Origin of the sequence: Campylobacter sp. S4:11, assembly GCF_024723695.1 — a bacterium.
Lineage (GTDB): Bacteria > Campylobacterota > Campylobacteria > Campylobacterales > Campylobacteraceae > Campylobacter_D > Campylobacter_D jejuni_C.
Window position 1 is genome coordinate 1 of sequence record NZ_JANQDC010000007.1, and the last position, 16152, is coordinate 16152.

Sequence of the window (16152 nt, forward strand, 5' to 3'; positions counted from 1 at the left end):
ATTATAAAGCTTATAAAAAGTAATTTTTAAGTAAAATTACTTTTTACTTTCAAAAGATTATTATCAAAAAGAGTATTTATGGCCAGCAAACAACTTTCACTCAAACATCTTAGTATGCCTATATTGCTTGAAATGTTTTTAAGATATTTTTCTTTGATTATCAACACCGTGATGGTTTCGCAGTATTCTAATTTTTTAGTTGGGGCTATGGGTGCGGGCAATCAAGTAGCAGATTTATTTATCATTATTTTTAGTTTTTTAAGTGTGGGTTGTAGTGTAGTGATCGCTCAAGCTTTAGGAGCTAAAAATTATACTTTAGCTAGAAAAGTAATCCATCAAAGTTTATTTTTAAATGGCTTAATCGGACTTGTATGTGGAAGTTTGATTTTATGGCATGGAGAGTTTTTACTTTATCTTTTACAAATTCCAAATGAACTTTTAAAAGATAGTGCGATTTACTTACATATGCTTGGAATTTGTTTATTTTTTGATGCCATGGGTATAGTTTTGGCTGCTATTATTAGGGTGTATAATATGGCTTATTGGGTTATGTTTACAACCTTATTGATGAATGTTGTAATATTTATAGGAAATTTTTATGTATTACATTTTACCAAATTAGAGCTTTTTGGAGTAGGGCTTAGCAATATATTAGGACGTTTAGTAGCTTTTGGTATGCTAGTGGTAATACTTAGTTTTAAACTTAAAATTTATCTTAAAATTAAAGAGATGATAAGCCTTGAAAAAGCTGTACTTAAAAAGATTTTAAATATCGGTGGATTTGCTGCTGGTGAAAATTTAATATGGTTTATACAATACACCATAGCTTTTGCTTTTGTAGCAAGTTTGGGTAAAGAAAATTTAAGCGTTCAAACGATTTATTTTCAAATTTCTTTGCTTATCATGCTAGTAGGACAAGCTATAAGCGTGGCAAATGAAATTATCATAGGTAAGTTAGTCGGTGCAAAATACTTAAATGTAGCCTATAAACATACTTGGATAGCTTTGTATTTTAGCGTGGTTGCAAGTGCTTTTGTAGCTTTGCTTAATTTTGTTTTGCAAGATTTTACCATGGGTGTAGTAAAGCTTGAAGAAAGCTTAAAAGAACTTATGATACCACTTTTTACTCTTTCTATTTTCTTAGAAATCTCAAGAACTTTCAATATAGTCATGGTAAATTCACTAAGAGCAAGTGGTGATGCGAGATTTCCGTTTTTAAGTGGAGTGGTGTTTATGCTTGGGGTTTCTTTACCAGTTGGCTATGTGCTTTGTTTTTATGCTGGACTTGGAATTTTAGGAGTTTGGATAGGTTTTTGTGCAGATGAGTTTTTGCGTGGCATAGTAAATTCATATAGATGGAAAAGTAAAAAATGGCAAGGCAAAGCACTAGTATAAAAGGAATTTTAGATTTTAAAGAATTTCGTTTTGCTTTTGAAAAGAAAAGACTTAAATACTTAAGACTTAGGATAGATAGGGATTTAAATTTCAAGCTTAGCATACCGCTATATTATGAGCAAAGAGATGTTTTAAGATTTTTAGAAAAAAATGAAAGTTGGATTAGAGCCAAAGAAAAAGAACTTTCTTTAAAAAGAGTAGTTTTAGCAAGTGATGAGTTGTATTTTTTAGGTAAAAAATACAAGCTAGTTTTTAACGAAAATCATAAAAAAGTTCTCATAAAAAAAGATAAAATTTTTGCAAAAAATGAAAAAGATTTAGATCTTTTCTTAAGACGTAGTGCTAGAGTGATTTTTGAGTATTTTATAAAAAAATGGCAATTTACCTGCAGGAGAAAAGTGCAAAGAATTTGTATTAAAGAAATGATCTCAAGATGGGGTTCTTGCAATCATCAAAAAGCATATATAAACTTAAATTTAAAACTCATACAAAAACCTATAAAAGCTATAGAATATGTGATTTTACATGAACTTACACATTTAATCTACCCACATCATCAAAAAGAATTTTATGATTTTTTATATAAATTAATGCCTGATTACAAGGCAAGAGAAGTTTTTCTAAAAAGTCTTATTTTTTAACAAAAATTTATTTTAATTTAAAAAATTATTTATTAAAATAAATAGTTTTTAAATATCTTTTAAAGGAAAAATAATGAAAAGAAGAAATTTGTTAAAAGTAGGTGCTCTTGGTTTAGCTGCTATGCTTTTTAGTGGAGTGGCTTTAAATGCTAATGATGTGGTTAATTTTCCAAAAGATAAGCAAAAAGCTTTATTGCTCTCAAGTTCAGGTTATAAAGACACTGGATATTTAAACCATGCTTTACCTTGGCTTAAAGAATTTGTTGAAAAAAATAACTTAAAAGGCAAAAAAGTAGCATTCATACCTTATGCGGGTGTTAGAAAAACTTATGAGCAATATGAAGCACAAGTTGCTAAAGCCTTAGAAAGCTTAGGACTTCAAATAATTAGTGTGCATAGAGGCAATGCTGTTGATATTGTTAAAAGTGCTGATGCGATTTTTGTAGGGGGTGGAAATACTTTTGAACTTGTAAATCAACTTTATAATAATAACCTAGTAGAACTCATTGCAAAAAGAGTAAGCGAGGGCGTGCCTTATGTTGGTTGGTCAGCAGGCTCAAATGTAGCGGGTGCAACTATGATGACAACTAATGATATGCCTATAGTTGAACCAAAATCATTCAATACTTTCAATATTTTCCCTCATCAAATCAACCCGCATTTTATCTCAGGCAAGCCAGTAGGACATAATGGTGAAAGCCGTGAAGAAAGACTTGAAGAGTTTTTGATTGTTAATCCTAAAGTAGTTGTTTATGCTTTACCAGAAGGTGTTGCATTATTACTTGATGGCAAAAAAGCAAAAGTTTTAGGTGTAGATAAAAATGCGCCACTTTTAAAACTTGAAAATAAAAAAGAAATTCAAAAAATCGCTATCGGTTCTGAATTTAACTACTAAAATAACAAGCTATCTAAATTTTAGATAGCTTGTTTAAGCTTTCCTTAGAATTAAAATTGTTATATTTATACTTTACAAATTTTAATTTTAAGGTTTTAAACTTGCTTTTAGAAATTACTTTTGATTATAAATCTAAAAATGATATTTTTGAGTATTTGTTAGCTTATTATGCTAAAGATTATGCGTATGATTATGAGCAAAAAGATGAAAAAATCATCATTAAAGTTAAGGGTGAAAAAGATGAGATTCAAGCCTTTTGTTCTAATTTAGAAAATATCAGCCACAGTGTTTTTTTAAACAAATTTGACTTAAAAGTTATAGAAGAAGATTTTACACCTATAAAAAAAGAAAAAACTTTCACTAAAAGAAATTTTTTAACAAGACTCAATGCAAATGCTTATACTAATGGCGAGCTTTTAGAAAATGAATGGGGTGTTTTTGTAGAAGAAGAGTTTAAGATAGAAGAAGATTTTATAAAAATCACTAAAGAAAATTTCTGTGATAATTTAAAAAAAGCCTTAGAAAAATTAAAAAATAAAGAAAAAATGTATTTTAAAAGTCCAAAAGGAGTATATGCTTTTGAAATTTTTAATGAAGTATTAGATGATTTTTTAATGCCAAGTGACCCAAAGCATATCAATGCATTTTTTTCCTGTAATAACGAGCAATTTAAAATCTTAGCAGGGGTTGAAAAGCCTCTAGTGAAGCTTAAATTTAATGCTATTTTTAGACAAAATCATCAATTAAATCATGAGTATTTTAAAATAAAAATATATGATAATCTTTTCTTGTTTGCCTTGTGTTTTGAGCTTGAAAAAGAAGGAATTAAGTTTTTAAATTTTAAAAAGTTAGAACATTTTGAAGATGATTTTGAAGTGGCTTTAATAGAAAATGAACTAGTAGTTTGCAGGGGTTATGATTATATTTTACCTGAGTTTAAAAATTTGATTTTTCAAAAAGAAGATAAAAATTTTGCAAGGATCTCTTGCGTATTGTCTGATTTTAAAGACAAAAAGCCTTTGCTTTTAGAACTTAGTAAAAGAAATGATGACATTATCTTACTTGATAAAGAGCTAAATCTTTTAAAACTTTGCTTACCAAAAAGCTTTGATGAGTTTTATGAAACTATAAGTCAAGATGATGTTGCTAAGAGATTATTAGCTAATTATGAAAAAGAATTTACCCTAGTGCGAAAAGAACTTAACATGGCTAATAATTTTTTTAATCTTTTTGGTATGATAGGGATGATTTTAGAACTTGATGAAGATATACAAAGTGCCGCATTAGCGCTTTTGGCCTTAGCAGATGAGAGTAAAATGGCAAAAGGCGTTAGGATAGATTTTAAGCTTAATGAGCAAAAAGAATTTGATTATACTAAGACCTTAAGAAGCGTGATGAGTTTTAAGCTTGCTGGAGTAGAAAATCAAATCATAGCCTTAGGTGTTGTTGAGAGCTTGGCGTATTTTTTAAGAGATTTATTTGATGATTTAAAAGCCAAAGAACAAGTTGATTGTGCCGTGCTTAGTGGGAGCTTGTTTGAACACAAAAGCCTTAGTAAAAATGTATTTAAACACATACCATTTTTTAAGTTAAGTGATGTCCCACTTTGGATATGAAATTCATATTAAAGGGCTAGTGCAAGGCGTTGGCTTTCGTCCTTTTGTTTTTAATATAGCTAAAGAGCTTAATTTAAAAGGTGAAGTTTATAATAATAGCTTAGGAGTTGTTATAATCCTTGAGTGTAGTAATGATGAATTAGAAATTTTTAAAGAAAAACTTTTTGCTAATTTACCGCCTTTAGCTAGGATAGATGATTTTAATTTTTCTTATAAAAAACTTCAAAAAACTTATAATGATTTTAGCATAAGTACTTCACAAGATAGTGAAAAATTTAGCCCGATTTTGAGTGATTTTGCTCTTTGTGAGGATTGCTATAATGAATTTTATGATGAGAAAAATCCGCGTTTTAAATACCCTTTCATCACTTGCACAAATTGCGGGCCAAGATTTTCTATTATAAAAAAACTTCCATATGATAGAGTTAATACCACTATGGATGAGTTTAAAATGTGTTCTTTTTGTCAAAGCGAGTATGAAGATCCTACCAATCGTCGCTTTCATGCCCAACCACTCTCATGTCCAAAATGTAAAATTACTATCTTTTTAAAGGATAAAAATCAAAATATTTTAGCCAAAGATGAAAAAGCTTTTATCTTGCTTGCAAAGCTTTTAGAAGAAGGTCAAATCATAGCTTTTAAAGGTATGGGTGGGTTTCATTTAATTTGTGATAGCACAAATGAAAATGCTATAAATGAACTTAGAATACGTAAAAATCGCCCTAAAAAGCCTTTTGCTATTATGGTAAAAGATCTTAAAATGGCTCAAGAATTAGCTTTTATTAATGAAGCTGAGGCAAAACTTTTAACTTCAAATTTAAAACCCATAGTTATTTTAAATAGCAAAAATATCCATAAAAGCTTAGCACCAGATACTAATAAAATAGGCATTATGTTAGCTTATATGGGAACACATTTAATGCTTTTTGAACATTTTAAAAAGCCAATTATTGCAACTAGTGCTAATTTAAGTTCACTAAGCATTATTTATGAAGAAACAAAACTTTTAGAGCAACTTAGTGATGTGTTTGATTTTTATCTTGATTATGATAGAGCAATACATAATTCAAGTGATGATAGCATTGCTCAAGTTATTGGTAAAGAGGTAATGTTTTTAAGGACTTCAAGGGGGCTTAACCCACTTTATATTAACACAGCAGATATTTTTAATGTAAAAGAAAATATTCTCGCTCTAGGAAGTGAGTTAAAAAACGAATTTGCATGTTTTTTTAAAAATCAAATTTTTATTTCTCCTTATATAGGTGATATGAAAAGTTTAGACATACAAGAGAGATTTTTTAAAATTTTAACTTTCTTTCAAAACTCTTATAGGTTAAATTTTGATCATATTTTAAGCGATAAACACCCACAATTTAACTATGTAAAAGAATTTAAAGATTATAAAAATTTTCGCGTGCAACATCACTATGCGCATTTGTGCGCTTGTTTATTTGAACACAAAATTTACAAAAATGATGTTTTAGCCTTTATTTTTGATGGAACAGGTTATGGAGATGATGGAAAAATTTGGGGTGGGGAGATTTTTAGAGCGAATTTAAAAAGCTATGAAAGGCTAAATCATTTTAAAAATTTCAAGCTAATTAATGCAGATATTAAAAATATCGCAAATTTAGCTTTGGCTTTGATTTTTGATTTTAATTTAGAAAGTAAAGCTAGCGAGTTTTTAGCTAAATTTTCTCAAGTAAAATTAAATAATCTTAAAAAAATTCATACTCAAAGCTCTTTATATACGAGTTCTCTTGGTAGGATTATCGATGCTTTTGGCGCTTTTGCTTTTGATATACAAAAGCTTGATTATGAAGCACAAATTGGACTTTTGATGGAAAAATATTATGATAAAAATCTTGATTATAGTTACAAATTTGACATCAAAGAAAAAGAAATTTGCTTTAAAAATGCTTTTTTGCAAGCCTTAGAAGATAAAGATAAAGTTAAAATTAGCACAGGTTTGCTTAATGGCATTACAGATTTAATTATAGAATATTCAAAAGATTTTAAAGAAGAAGTGCTTTTATGTGGCGGAGTATTTCAAAATAAAACCTTACTTGAAATTTTAGATCGAAAAAAATTCGCTTATAAAACTTCTTTGCAATTTCCTTGTAATGATAGTTCTATTGCACTTGGACAACTTGTGCATTATTTATCTTTAAAAACTTAATAAAACTCATATTTTTTTAATACTTTTTTATATACAATAAAATAAAAAGATAAAGGAAAGATTATGTGCAAAGATTGCGGCTGTTCTATTAATGGACATGAACATCATCATGATCACCATCATGAAAATCCGGCTTTAAAAGATGAAAAAACTATTAATGTTATTAGTAAAATTTTATCAAAAAATGATCATCAAGCAGCTCATAATAGAGAGCATTTTAATGAGTATAATACTCTTTGTATTAATCTAATGAGTTCCCCAGGAAGTGGTAAAACAACGCTTTTGGAAGAAACTATAAAAACTTTAAAAGATGATTTAAAAATAGCTGTAGTTGAAGGAGATTTAGAAACTAACAATGATGCAAATCGCATTATCAAAGCAGGAGGCTTAGCTCATCAAATCACCACAGGACAAACTTGCCATTTAGATGCTTTTATGGTGCATGAAGCTTTACATCATTTTAAACTTAGCGAACTTGATATAGTTTTTGTTGAAAATGTGGGAAATTTAGTATGTCCTGCAAGTTATGATTTGGGCGAGCATTTAAATGTAGTTTTACTCTCAGTAACAGAAGGTAGTGATAAGGTAGAAAAATATCCAGTGATGTTTAGAAAGGCTGATTTATTAGTCATTACTAAAGCTGATTTAGCTCAGCATTTTGACTTTGATTTTAAAGCGGCTTCTATGGCTGCTAAAAGGCTGAATCCTAAAATAGATATTATGATTTTAGATAGCAAAACAAAAACAGGATTTGATCTTTGGATAAATTATCTAAAAATGAAAAAGGAGCTTAACTAATGTGTCTTTCTATACCTTCTAAAATTTTAGAAATTGATGAGCTAAATTCAGCCATAGTAGAAACTTTAGGGGTTAAAAGAAGAGTGAGTTTAGATTTAATAAGTGAGCCTTTAAAAGTAGGCGATTATGTGCTTATACATGTAGGTTTTGCTATGGAAAAAATCGACACTCAAGCTGCACAAGAGAGTTTAAAAATTTATACAGATATAGCAGAGAAAATGCAAAATGGACAAATTGATGAAAATGAAGGTGATATGGGGCTAAAAAATGGATTTAATTAATGATTTTAGAGATAAAGAAAGAATTTTAGCCCTAAAAGAACTTATTGCTTCTAAAATTACTAAGCCTATTAATATCATGGAAATTTGTGGTGGACATACGCATAGTATTATGAAATTTGGTTTGCCTGATTTATTACCCAAAGAAATTAATTTTGTGCATGGTCCAGGTTGTCCTGTATGTGTTATGCCAAGAGAGCGTATTGATGTAGCTTTAAAGCTTGCAAGTATGCCAAATACTATCTTTTGTGTATTAGGTGACATGCTTAAAGTGCCAGGAAGTTATGAAAGCTTAATTGATCTTAGAGCTAAAGGAGCTGATGTTAGAGCGCTTTATACACCTTTGGATGTGATAGATATAGCTTTAAAAAACCCTGAAAAAAATATAATCTTTTTTGCTATAGGTTTTGAGACAACTACACCTATGAGTGGGGTGATTATAGAAAAAAGCATGGCCTTAAATTTAAAAAATTTATTTTTTCATATCAATCATGTATTAGTTCCACCTGCAGTAGAAGCTATCATGCAAGATAAAAATGTAAAAATTGACGCCTTTTTAGGACCTTCTCACGTAAGCGTTATCACAGGATCAAACATTTATCAACCTATTGCAAAAAAATATAAAACCCCTATAGCAGTGAGTGGTTTTGAGCCAGTTGATATAATGCTTAGTGTGTTAAATATAGTAGAGCAAATGAATGCAAATACTTTTGAGGTTTATAATGAATATCACAGAGTAGTTAGTAAAGAGGGAAATTTAAAAGCCAAAGCTTTAGTAGAAAAATACTTTAAACCTTGTGATTTTGAATTTAGAGGTCTTGGGGTGATTGTAAATGGTGGGCTTTGTTTAAAAGATGAATTTGCACACTTAGATGCTAGCAAAGTGTTTGATTGTAAAGTACAAAGTAAAGATGAAAGCAAGGCTTGCATTTGTGGTCAAATTTTAAGAGGCTTAGCTAAGCCTTATGATTGCAAGGTATTTGCAAAAGCTTGCACTCCAAAAAATCCCATAGGTAGCTGTATGGTTTCTAGTGAAGGAGCTTGTGCGGCTTATTATAAATACTATCAAGATAAGGCATAAAATGAAACAAATTACTCTAGCCCACGGTGGTGGTGGCGAAGAAATGAATGCTTTGATAAGTGAAATTTTTTCTATTTTTGAAAACGATATTTTAAAAGAAGCAAATGATGCTGCTATTTTAGATGATTTGGCTTTTAGCACTGATTCTTTTGTGCTAAATCCTATCTTTTTAAAAGATATAAATATAGGAAAATTAGCAGTTTGTGGTAGCGTAAATGATGTATTAATGGTAGGAGCAAAACCGCTATATTTATCGTTAGCTTTGATTTTAGAAGAGGGTTTTGAGATAGAAAAATTAAAAATAATACTAAAATCTATAAAAGAAGAATGCGATAAAGCGGGAGTAAAACTAGTTTGCGGGGATACTAAAGTTGTTCCTAAAAATAAAGGCGATAAAATATATATTAACACTTCATGTATAGGTAAAAATATACAAAAAATCAATACCAAAGACTTAAAAAGTGGTTGTAGTATCTTAGTTTCAAGGGATATTGGAGCTCATGGTTGTGCGGTTTTGGTTGAAAGAAATAATTTAGAGGCAAATATCCAAAGTGATTGCAAAAGCTTAAAAGATGAAGTTTTAACACTTTTAAATGCAGATATTTCTATAAAAGCAATGCGCGATGCTACGCGTGGTGGGCTTAGTGCGGTTTTAAATGAATGGTCCAAATTAAGTAATTTAGAGCTTTTAATATATGAAGAAAAAATCCCAGTTTGCGATGAAGTTTTAGGGGTTTGTGAGCTTTTTGGGTATGAGCCTTATGAGCTTGCAAATGAAGGAACTTTTATTATTTGTGTAGATAAAAAAGATGAGCAAAAAGCATTAGAAATTTTAAAACAATTTAATGCTAATGCAGCCATTATAGGTGAAATCACAGCTAATGAAAAAACAAGAGTGGTTTTAGAAAATGCTTATGGAGCAAAACGTATTTTAGAAGCTCCAAAAGGCGAACTTTTACCAAGAATTTGCTAATGCATGAGTTAAGTATTACAGAATCTTTGCTAGAGCTTTGCGAAGAATATGCTCAAGAAAAAGTTATTGAAGAAGTGCATGTTAAAATAGGGCGCTTAAGTGGGGTTGAGCCTCCACTTTTGCAAAGAAGCTTTGAAACTTTTAAAGAAAATAGTCCTTTGTGTAAGAATGCTAAATTTATTATGCATATTCAAGAAGTAGTAGTTGAGTGTCAAAAATGCCATTTTAGTGGAGCACTTGAAAATAATATCTTTTGGTGTCCAAAATGCGAAGATAAAGATTTAAAAATCATAGATGGAGAAGAACTTTATCTTATGCAACTTGTTTTAAAAGAAAATGAGGATTTGGAAAATAATGACAAATAAAGAAATCATCTTAGGTGCGGGTTGTTTTTGGTGTACTCAAGCTGTGTTTGATGAAATTAAAGGCGTAGTTTATACAGAAGTAGGTTATAGCGGTGGCAAGCTAAATCCAAGTTATCAAAGCGTGATAAATGGCGATGGAAATATAGAAGTAGCTAAGATAATTTATGATGAAAAACAAATTTCATTAGAAAAAATCTTAGAAATTTTTCTCAAAATGCATGATCCAACAAGCTTAGATAAACAAGGTGCTGATGAGGGGATACAATATAGATCGGTTATTTTTTATCAAACTAATGAGGAGTTGAAAATCATTAGCGACTTTTTACAAAAAGTACAAAAATATTACGCTAAAGCTATAGTTACGCAAGTTTTAAAATTAGAAAAATTTTATAAGGCTGAGGATTATCATCAAAAATATTTTAAAAATAATCCCAGCCAAGCTTATTGTAGATTTATCATCGCACCAAAGCTAGAAAAACTAGTAAATCATTCCTAATTTTTCTTTTTAGAAATAGGGCAAACCCCAAGAGGACAAGCTTGTTTTCCACTAAGCACTCTTATAGGACAAACAGCAAAAATACCTGTTAATAAAGGAATTAAACCCAATAATCCCCACCAAGTTGAAAAATAAACTCCTAAAGAAAACGCCACTATGGCTAAAGCTATTCTTAGCACTCTTTCTAATTTACTCATAATTTCTCCTTTTTGTTGATATTATAAATAAATTTTAAAAGTATTTCTGTGATAAAGTTACAAAGAAATTAGTATTATTTTGGATCTTTCAAGTTTGATTTTACCTTCATTTTCTAACTCTTTTAAAATTCTTGAAACAGCTTCTCTAGCGCTTCCTAAGTGATTAGCTAAAGCTTCATGAGTAATTTTTAAAGTATTATTACTAGCATTTTCTTTTAAAAAATCACAAATTCTAGAAGATAAAGGCATAAATAAAGCTTGTTCTAAAACTTTGATTAAGGTATTAAAACGCTTGGTGATTAAACTTAAAACATAATTATTAATTTTTGGGTATTTATCTTTTAAAATTTGAAAAATCGATGAGGGGATGATGGCTATACTTGTATTTTGAGTACTTTGTATAAAAACATCATAAGATATGCCATCCATATTACACTCAGAGCAAATAACGCATTCATCATTTTCTTTAAGGTGAAAAAGTGTTATTTCTTTTGCATTTGGAGTTAGAATAAAAGCTCTGAGTTCACCTTTTAAAATTTTTATAAATCCTAAACATTTATCATTAACCTTAAAATCTTTTTCAATGTTTATTATTTGTAAGTGTTCTTGTATGAGTTTGAGATCTTGTTTTTCTATTTCAAAACGAGAAAGAAAATTTTCCATATTTTTAAGTTTTAAAAGCCTATAAAAGGCTTTTAAATTTTAGTGGCAACCACAACCACCACATCCACAACTTTGGCCAAAGAAGCTTTCTAGAGCTTGCATATTTGGAAGCTCTGTTACTTCATTTACTAATTCTTTATAAGCAACCACACCATCTTTAACTACAAACACCGCTCTAGCTAAAATTCCCTCAAGTGGACCATCAGCCATTAAAACACCATATTTTTCACCAAATTCTTTAGAAACAAAATCACTTGCAACAGTTAAATTATCTATACCCTCAGTTGAGCAAAAACGACCCATAGCAAATGGTAAGTCCATACTAACTACGATTACTTCCACACCGCTTGCTGCTGCCTTTTTATTAAATTCTCTAGCTTCGGTTGCACATACTGGAGTATCAAGACTTGGCACGCTAATAATAATTTGAGTTTTACCTTTTGGAGCAATTTCAACACCTGAAAGATCTTTAGCTTTTAAAGTGATATTTGGAGCCATATCGCCAACTTGAATATTATTTCCTTTTAAATTTACTTTATTTCCTTTGAATAATACACTATTCATTTTTTCTCCTTGAATGATTTTTATTAATCATAATATAAAAAGATTAATAAAGTCTTATTTTTATTCTTCTTTACACATACCTGCTTCGATTAGAAAACACGAAGGTTGATAATTGCTTTTTTTAATCTTATCATATTTTGCATAGCTTAAGTATAAAGTGTCCTTAGCTCTAGTTACTGCTACATAAAAAAGCCTTCTTTCTTCTTCTAAACTCCCACCCATACTCATGAGTTTTTGATTAGGAAATCTTCCTTGTGCAAGATCAATTACAAATACAAGTTCAAACTCAAGTCCCTTACTAGCATGTATACTTAAAAGATTAACCCCACTACCACTACTCATTTCACTAGCACCAAGAGTAAGAAAATTATAGTATTTGTAATTATCACTATAATTTTTAGCAAGTTCTTTTAATACAAACATTTTTGCATTGATTTTTTCTAAAATTTCATTTTTTTTATTTAAATCAACATTAGAGTTTTTATTAGTCGCTCTTTTAGTTGCTAAAATATCACAAATTTCTTTAAAATAATCATTTTCTAAAATCAAATTAACAAGCTGGGTTGAAACCTTACACTCACTTGCTTTTTTAATAAAAAGATAAATTTTTTCAAGATTTTTCGCACAAAGCTCGTTGATTTTGGGTAAGCTTAAAATAGGGTGAGTGTTAAACTCACTTTCTAGGTTAAATCTTGAAGGCGAGGCTAGCTCTTCAATATCATCAAAAAGTCCTAGTTGATAACTTTGTTTTTTGTATTTTTTTAAACTTATACTAGTATCAGGATTTAAAAAGCCTTTAATCAAACTAGAATGTCCCAGTTTTAATAAAGCATCAAAAATATCTTTTGCTAAAACCCCGCCAACTCCTTTGGTGTATTCAAGCAAGTGTATAAAAGCCATGATATCTTTTGGATTAAGCACGATTGCAAGCATAGAGCAAAAGTTTTTAACTTCCAAGCTTTCAAAAAAGCTTCCCCCACCTTTTCTTTTACTTGCTATGCCAAGTTCTCTTAAGGCAACTTCTACTCCATCTGCACTAGAATTGTTTCTAAAAATCACAGCAATTTCATCAAGATTAACACCGCTTTGTAGGATTATTTTTGCTATGGTAGAGTATTGATCAAATAATTCATTAAAAGTTAGCAAACTTGGAGCTTTAAAATCTCCTTCCCTAGTTACAATTAATTCTTTAGGATATAATCTTTCATTGTTTAAAATAACCTTATTAGCTAGCGCAAGTATATTTTTACTAGAACGATAATTTTTATTCAAAGTAAAAATATTTGCATCGATAAATCTATCTTTAAAACTTCCTATAATAGAAATATCAGCCCCATTAAAAGCATAGATACTTTGATCATAATCCCCCACACAAAATAAACTTTTACTTTTAAAAGCATCAATTAATGAGCCTTGTAAAGTATTAGTATCTTGATACTCATCTACTAAAATCTCATCAAATTCAAAATGATGTGAAGCTAAAACATGTTTTAATTTGATTAATAAATCATTAAAATCCACATAGTTAAAACGTGCTTTTTCTTCTTCATATTCTTTTAAAATATCTTCATAAATTTCAGCATAAACAGCCTGTTCATCATAGTTTTGACAAAACCAATTATAAAATTCATCTAAATTTGCATTAGTATTTTGAAATAAAGAATACACATCATACAAATAGCTTGGCATATAAGGTTTAGTGTCACTTAAATGATGAAAAGTGCGTTTTTCAAAAATAGAACGTAAAAGAATTTTAAGCTCACTTGCAGGCTTTAAAATAATATCATGATTTAACTCTTTAAGTAGAGAATAGGCAGTGCTATGGAATGTTCCTGCTGTGATTTTTGAAGTAATGCTTTTATCAAAATACCTACTAAGTCTTTCTATCATTTCCTTACTAGCTTTGTTTGTAAAGGTTAAAAGCATAATTTTTTCAGGCTTTATACCATTTTGAAGTAAAAAGGCTATTCTTGCAACGATGGTTGAAGTTTTACCTGTGCCTGCACTTGCTATGATTAGATTGTGTCCAAAAGGAGCACTAGCAGCTTTGTATTGTTCTTCATTTAAACGTGATAAGGGCATGAGCTTCCTAGTTTAAAATTATATTTTGCATATCATTAAAATAAAAATGATTGGTACCATCTTTATATTCATAATAAAGTGTAAGTTTATGAGAATCTAAAATAGTCTTAACAATGTATAAACCAAGTCCAAAACTATCTTTATTTTTCTTGCCTTGCGTAAAGGCTTGAGTATAATATTTTAAGTCTTTATCTAAAGCTTTTCCTTTGTTTTTAAAGCAAAGATAATCTTTAGTTATTTCTATGGTAACGCAGTTTTCATCAGAATATTTTGTCGCATTGTCTATCATATTTTTCATCGCGGTGGTAAAAAGTTTAAAATCCACATTAACACTAAAACTTTCTTTTATACTAATTTTTACCTTTTCATCATCACTCATAGCTATATCTTTAGCTTCATCTAAAAGATCTAAGATATTGTATTTTTTTAAATTAATCAAACCAGCACCTGAAGTAATTTGTTCAATGGCTGCAAATTCATTAATCAAAATCTCTAAACGATTAAAAGCGCCTACTAATCTTTCTTTATATTTGCTATCTTCAAGCATTTCTAAAGTAATTAAACCTTTGGTAATAGGGGTTTTTAGCTCATGCATGATATTTCTTAAAAAAAACTGTCTTGAAGTGTTTAGTTTTTGAATTCTTAAAATAGATTCATAAAAGGCTGTTGCTACTTGAGAAATTTCATCATTTCCCTTGCTAACATTTTGAATTTCATTGAGTTTATTTTCGCCAAATTTATCAATTTGTCTTTTTAAAGCTCTAAGTGGTTTTAATTTTCTAATAATAAAAATATATAAAATCAATAAAACCATTACTACTATACTAGCAATAAGCTTAATCACAAAATAACGATAACCTTGATATTCTAAATCTTTATACAAATAAAGCTTACCATCAAAGATGATTTTTAAATACACATTATCTTCTAAAGTAATGATTTCAACTACACCTGTGCTAGTTTGAGCGCGTGCTATGGTTTCAGCTTTATAGATGATTTTTCTTATAGAAGATGGTGTAGTTAGTTCTATCATTTTGTAATTTTTTGTTTGCTCATAAAATTCTTTTTCGCTAATTACATGATTAAAATATAATAATCTTGCATTAGCTATAAAAGAATATTTTGCATTAAGCTCATTAGTGTAATTTTGTTGATCATATTTTATAAGCCATAAAAACGCCAAAATCACACTAACACTAGCAAGTAAAAAAACAAAGGTTATAGTATAAAAAATCGATGATTTATTCATTGGGTTAATTTATATCCTATACCTCTGATTGAATGAATATATTTTGGAGTTTTAGGATCATCACCGATTTTTTGTCTGATTCTACTAATAATTACATCTATACTTTTATTGCTAGAGTCTTCACTAATAGAGCTGCAATTATACACAAGCTCTTCACGACTTACCACTCCACCTTCTTTTTTAATTAAATAACTTAAAATATCAAATTCAGCATTAGTAAAGCTAATTTCTTGATCTTTCATAGTGATAGTATGTTTATATTTATCATATACAAGATCTTTTTTAACTTGAGTTTGAGCAGTTTTGGTGTTTGAAATTCTTCTTAAATGACTTTTTATTCTTGCTTGAAGCTCTTGAGGATTATATGGTTTTGGTAAATAATCATCTGCACCCAAATCAAGCGCAGCAACCTTATCGCTAATATCATGTCTTGCACTTGAAATGATAATAGGCGTATCATATTTTTTACGAATTTCCTCGCATACTTCAAGTCCATCAAGTCCAGGTAAGCTTAAATCCAAAATGATTAAATCATAAGGATTTAAAGCAAGTCTTGAAAGACCTATATAAGGCTCATGAGCAATATCTACTTTCATATCAAATTGCTCTAAATATTCAGCTATAATCTCTGCTAATTCTAAATCATCTTCTATCATTAAAATATTTGTCATTTTTTTCCT

The 16152-nt window shown here is 29.3% G+C and carries 17 protein-coding genes; 11 read left to right on the forward strand and 6 right to left on the reverse strand.

The genetic code is table 11. The features are described from left to right. The first annotated feature begins 78 nt into the window (after positions 1-78). The 11 genes from CAMP5053_RS03525 to msrA all read left to right on the forward strand — a co-directional run bounded on the left by CAMP5053_RS03525 (position 79) and on the right by msrA (position 10717). Entirely contained in the window at positions 79-1395 is a 1317-nt protein-coding gene (locus CAMP5053_RS03525; RefSeq protein WP_337217275.1) for an MATE family efflux transporter, read from the forward strand. After that, entirely contained in the window at positions 1371-2036 is a 666-nt protein-coding gene (locus CAMP5053_RS03530) for a M48 family metallopeptidase (protein WP_337217276.1), read from the forward strand. Before CAMP5053_RS03525 ends, CAMP5053_RS03530 begins: the two co-directional genes overlap by 25 nt. A 73-nt stretch (positions 2037-2109) precedes the next feature. Next, positions 2110-2931 carry a dipeptidase PepE gene (pepE, locus tag CAMP5053_RS03535; protein WP_087700569.1) on the forward strand — a complete coding sequence of 274 codons (822 nt, stop codon included), beginning with the start codon at positions 2110-2112 and terminating at the stop codon, positions 2929-2931. A gap of 101 nt (positions 2932-3032) precedes the next feature. Further along, complete coding sequence (locus CAMP5053_RS03540; protein WP_337217277.1) at positions 3033-4547, forward strand: hypothetical protein; 1515 nt, start codon at positions 3033-3035, stop codon at positions 4545-4547. Beyond that, a complete protein-coding gene (gene hypF, locus CAMP5053_RS03545; protein WP_337217278.1) occupies positions 4528-6726 on the forward strand; it encodes a carbamoyltransferase HypF in 2199 nt (732 codons plus the stop codon). Before CAMP5053_RS03540 ends, hypF begins: the two co-directional genes overlap by 20 nt. A gap of 63 nt (positions 6727-6789) precedes the next feature. After that, positions 6790-7524: a hydrogenase nickel incorporation protein HypB gene (hypB, locus tag CAMP5053_RS03550; RefSeq protein WP_039628341.1), complete on the forward strand. Its 735-nt coding sequence runs from the start codon at positions 6790-6792 to the stop codon at positions 7522-7524. Then, positions 7524-7805: a HypC/HybG/HupF family hydrogenase formation chaperone gene (locus CAMP5053_RS03555; RefSeq protein ID WP_039618343.1), complete on the forward strand. Its 282-nt coding sequence runs from the start codon at positions 7524-7526 to the stop codon at positions 7803-7805. The genes hypB and CAMP5053_RS03555 overlap by 1 nt, the downstream gene beginning before the upstream one ends. Continuing rightward, positions 7792-8883 (forward strand): hydrogenase formation protein HypD, encoded by a 1092-nt coding sequence (hypD, locus tag CAMP5053_RS03560; protein ID WP_337217279.1) that lies wholly within the window; start codon positions 7792-7794, stop codon positions 8881-8883. The genes CAMP5053_RS03555 and hypD overlap by 14 nt, the downstream gene beginning before the upstream one ends. Position 8884: 1 nt before the next feature. Beyond that, positions 8885-9856, forward strand: a complete 972-nt coding sequence (hypE, locus tag CAMP5053_RS03565; protein ID WP_337217280.1) for a hydrogenase expression/formation protein HypE — start codon at positions 8885-8887, stop codon at positions 9854-9856. Then, positions 9856-10221: a hydrogenase maturation nickel metallochaperone HypA/HybF gene (locus CAMP5053_RS03570; protein WP_337217281.1), complete on the forward strand. Its 366-nt coding sequence runs from the start codon at positions 9856-9858 to the stop codon at positions 10219-10221. The genes hypE and CAMP5053_RS03570 overlap by 1 nt, the downstream gene beginning before the upstream one ends. After that, positions 10211-10717, forward strand: coding sequence for a peptide-methionine (S)-S-oxide reductase MsrA (gene msrA / locus CAMP5053_RS03575; protein ID WP_337217282.1), 507 nt, complete (start codon positions 10211-10213; stop codon positions 10715-10717). The genes CAMP5053_RS03570 and msrA overlap by 11 nt, the downstream gene beginning before the upstream one ends. On the opposite strand, the gene CAMP5053_RS03580 is transcribed toward msrA, so the two are convergent. The 6 genes from CAMP5053_RS03580 to CAMP5053_RS03605 are packed head-to-tail and all read right to left on the reverse strand — an operon-like array spanning position 10714 to position 16143. Then, positions 10714-10914 carry a YgaP family membrane protein gene (locus CAMP5053_RS03580; protein ID WP_012661495.1) on the reverse strand — a complete coding sequence of 67 codons (201 nt, stop codon included), beginning with the start codon at positions 10912-10914 and terminating at the stop codon, positions 10714-10716. The genes msrA and CAMP5053_RS03580 overlap by 4 nt on opposite strands. 57 nt (positions 10915-10971) lie before the next feature. Beyond that, entirely contained in the window at positions 10972-11577 is a 606-nt protein-coding gene (locus CAMP5053_RS03585) for a Crp/Fnr family transcriptional regulator (protein WP_214100471.1), read from the reverse strand. A 39-nt stretch (positions 11578-11616) separates the two neighbouring features. Next, on the reverse strand, positions 11617-12141 hold the full coding sequence (tpx, locus tag CAMP5053_RS03590) for a thiol peroxidase (RefSeq protein WP_012661493.1): 525 nt from the start codon (positions 12139-12141) through the stop codon (positions 11617-11619). Positions 12142-12201: 60 nt separating this feature from the next. Beyond that, on the reverse strand, positions 12202-14223 hold the full coding sequence (locus tag CAMP5053_RS03595; RefSeq protein ID WP_337217283.1) for an ATP-dependent helicase: 2022 nt from the start codon (positions 14221-14223) through the stop codon (positions 12202-12204). Between the two features lie 7 nt (positions 14224-14230). Beyond that, positions 14231-15472 carry an ArsS family sensor histidine kinase gene (locus CAMP5053_RS03600; protein WP_337217284.1) on the reverse strand — a complete coding sequence of 414 codons (1242 nt, stop codon included), beginning with the start codon at positions 15470-15472 and terminating at the stop codon, positions 14231-14233. Continuing rightward, complete coding sequence (locus CAMP5053_RS03605) at positions 15469-16143, reverse strand: response regulator transcription factor (protein WP_039618324.1); 675 nt, start codon at positions 16141-16143, stop codon at positions 15469-15471. Before CAMP5053_RS03605 ends, CAMP5053_RS03600 begins: the two co-directional genes overlap by 4 nt. Between the last annotated feature and the right edge of the window lie 9 nt (positions 16144-16152).

What these genes read in the sequence shown, in the direction of transcription:
- CAMP5053_RS03555 (WP_039618343.1), top strand. Translation starts at nt 7,524, where the DNA reads ATGTGTCTTTCTATACCTTCTAAAATTTTAGAAATTGATGAGCTAAAT.
- CAMP5053_RS03570 (WP_337217281.1), top strand. Translation starts at nt 9,856, where the DNA reads ATGCATGAGTTAAGTATTACAGAATCTTTGCTAGAGCTTTGCGAAGAA.
- CAMP5053_RS03595 (WP_337217283.1), bottom strand. Translation starts at nt 14,223, where the DNA reads ATGCCCTTATCACGTTTAAATGAAGAACAATACAAAGCTGCTAGTGCT.
- CAMP5053_RS03605 (WP_039618324.1), bottom strand. Translation starts at nt 16,143, where the DNA reads ATGACAAATATTTTAATGATAGAAGATGATTTAGAATTAGCAGAGATT.
- hypF (WP_337217278.1), top strand. Translation starts at nt 4,528, where the DNA reads ATGTCCCACTTTGGATATGAAATTCATATTAAAGGGCTAGTGCAAGGC.
- CAMP5053_RS03525 (WP_337217275.1), top strand. Translation starts at nt 79, where the DNA reads ATGGCCAGCAAACAACTTTCACTCAAACATCTTAGTATGCCTATATTG.
- CAMP5053_RS03600 (WP_337217284.1), bottom strand. Translation starts at nt 15,472, where the DNA reads ATGAATAAATCATCGATTTTTTATACTATAACCTTTGTTTTTTTACTT.
- CAMP5053_RS03585 (WP_214100471.1), bottom strand. Translation starts at nt 11,577, where the DNA reads ATGGAAAATTTTCTTTCTCGTTTTGAAATAGAAAAACAAGATCTCAAA.
- hypE (WP_337217280.1), top strand. Translation starts at nt 8,885, where the DNA reads ATGAAACAAATTACTCTAGCCCACGGTGGTGGTGGCGAAGAAATGAAT.
- CAMP5053_RS03530 (WP_337217276.1), top strand. Translation starts at nt 1,371, where the DNA reads ATGGCAAGGCAAAGCACTAGTATAAAAGGAATTTTAGATTTTAAAGAA.
- msrA (WP_337217282.1), top strand. Translation starts at nt 10,211, where the DNA reads ATGACAAATAAAGAAATCATCTTAGGTGCGGGTTGTTTTTGGTGTACT.
- hypB (WP_039628341.1), top strand. Translation starts at nt 6,790, where the DNA reads ATGTGCAAAGATTGCGGCTGTTCTATTAATGGACATGAACATCATCAT.
- CAMP5053_RS03580 (WP_012661495.1), bottom strand. Translation starts at nt 10,914, where the DNA reads ATGAGTAAATTAGAAAGAGTGCTAAGAATAGCTTTAGCCATAGTGGCG.
- hypD (WP_337217279.1), top strand. Translation starts at nt 7,792, where the DNA reads ATGGATTTAATTAATGATTTTAGAGATAAAGAAAGAATTTTAGCCCTA.
- pepE (WP_087700569.1), top strand. Translation starts at nt 2,110, where the DNA reads ATGAAAAGAAGAAATTTGTTAAAAGTAGGTGCTCTTGGTTTAGCTGCT.
- tpx (WP_012661493.1), bottom strand. Translation starts at nt 12,141, where the DNA reads ATGAATAGTGTATTATTCAAAGGAAATAAAGTAAATTTAAAAGGAAAT.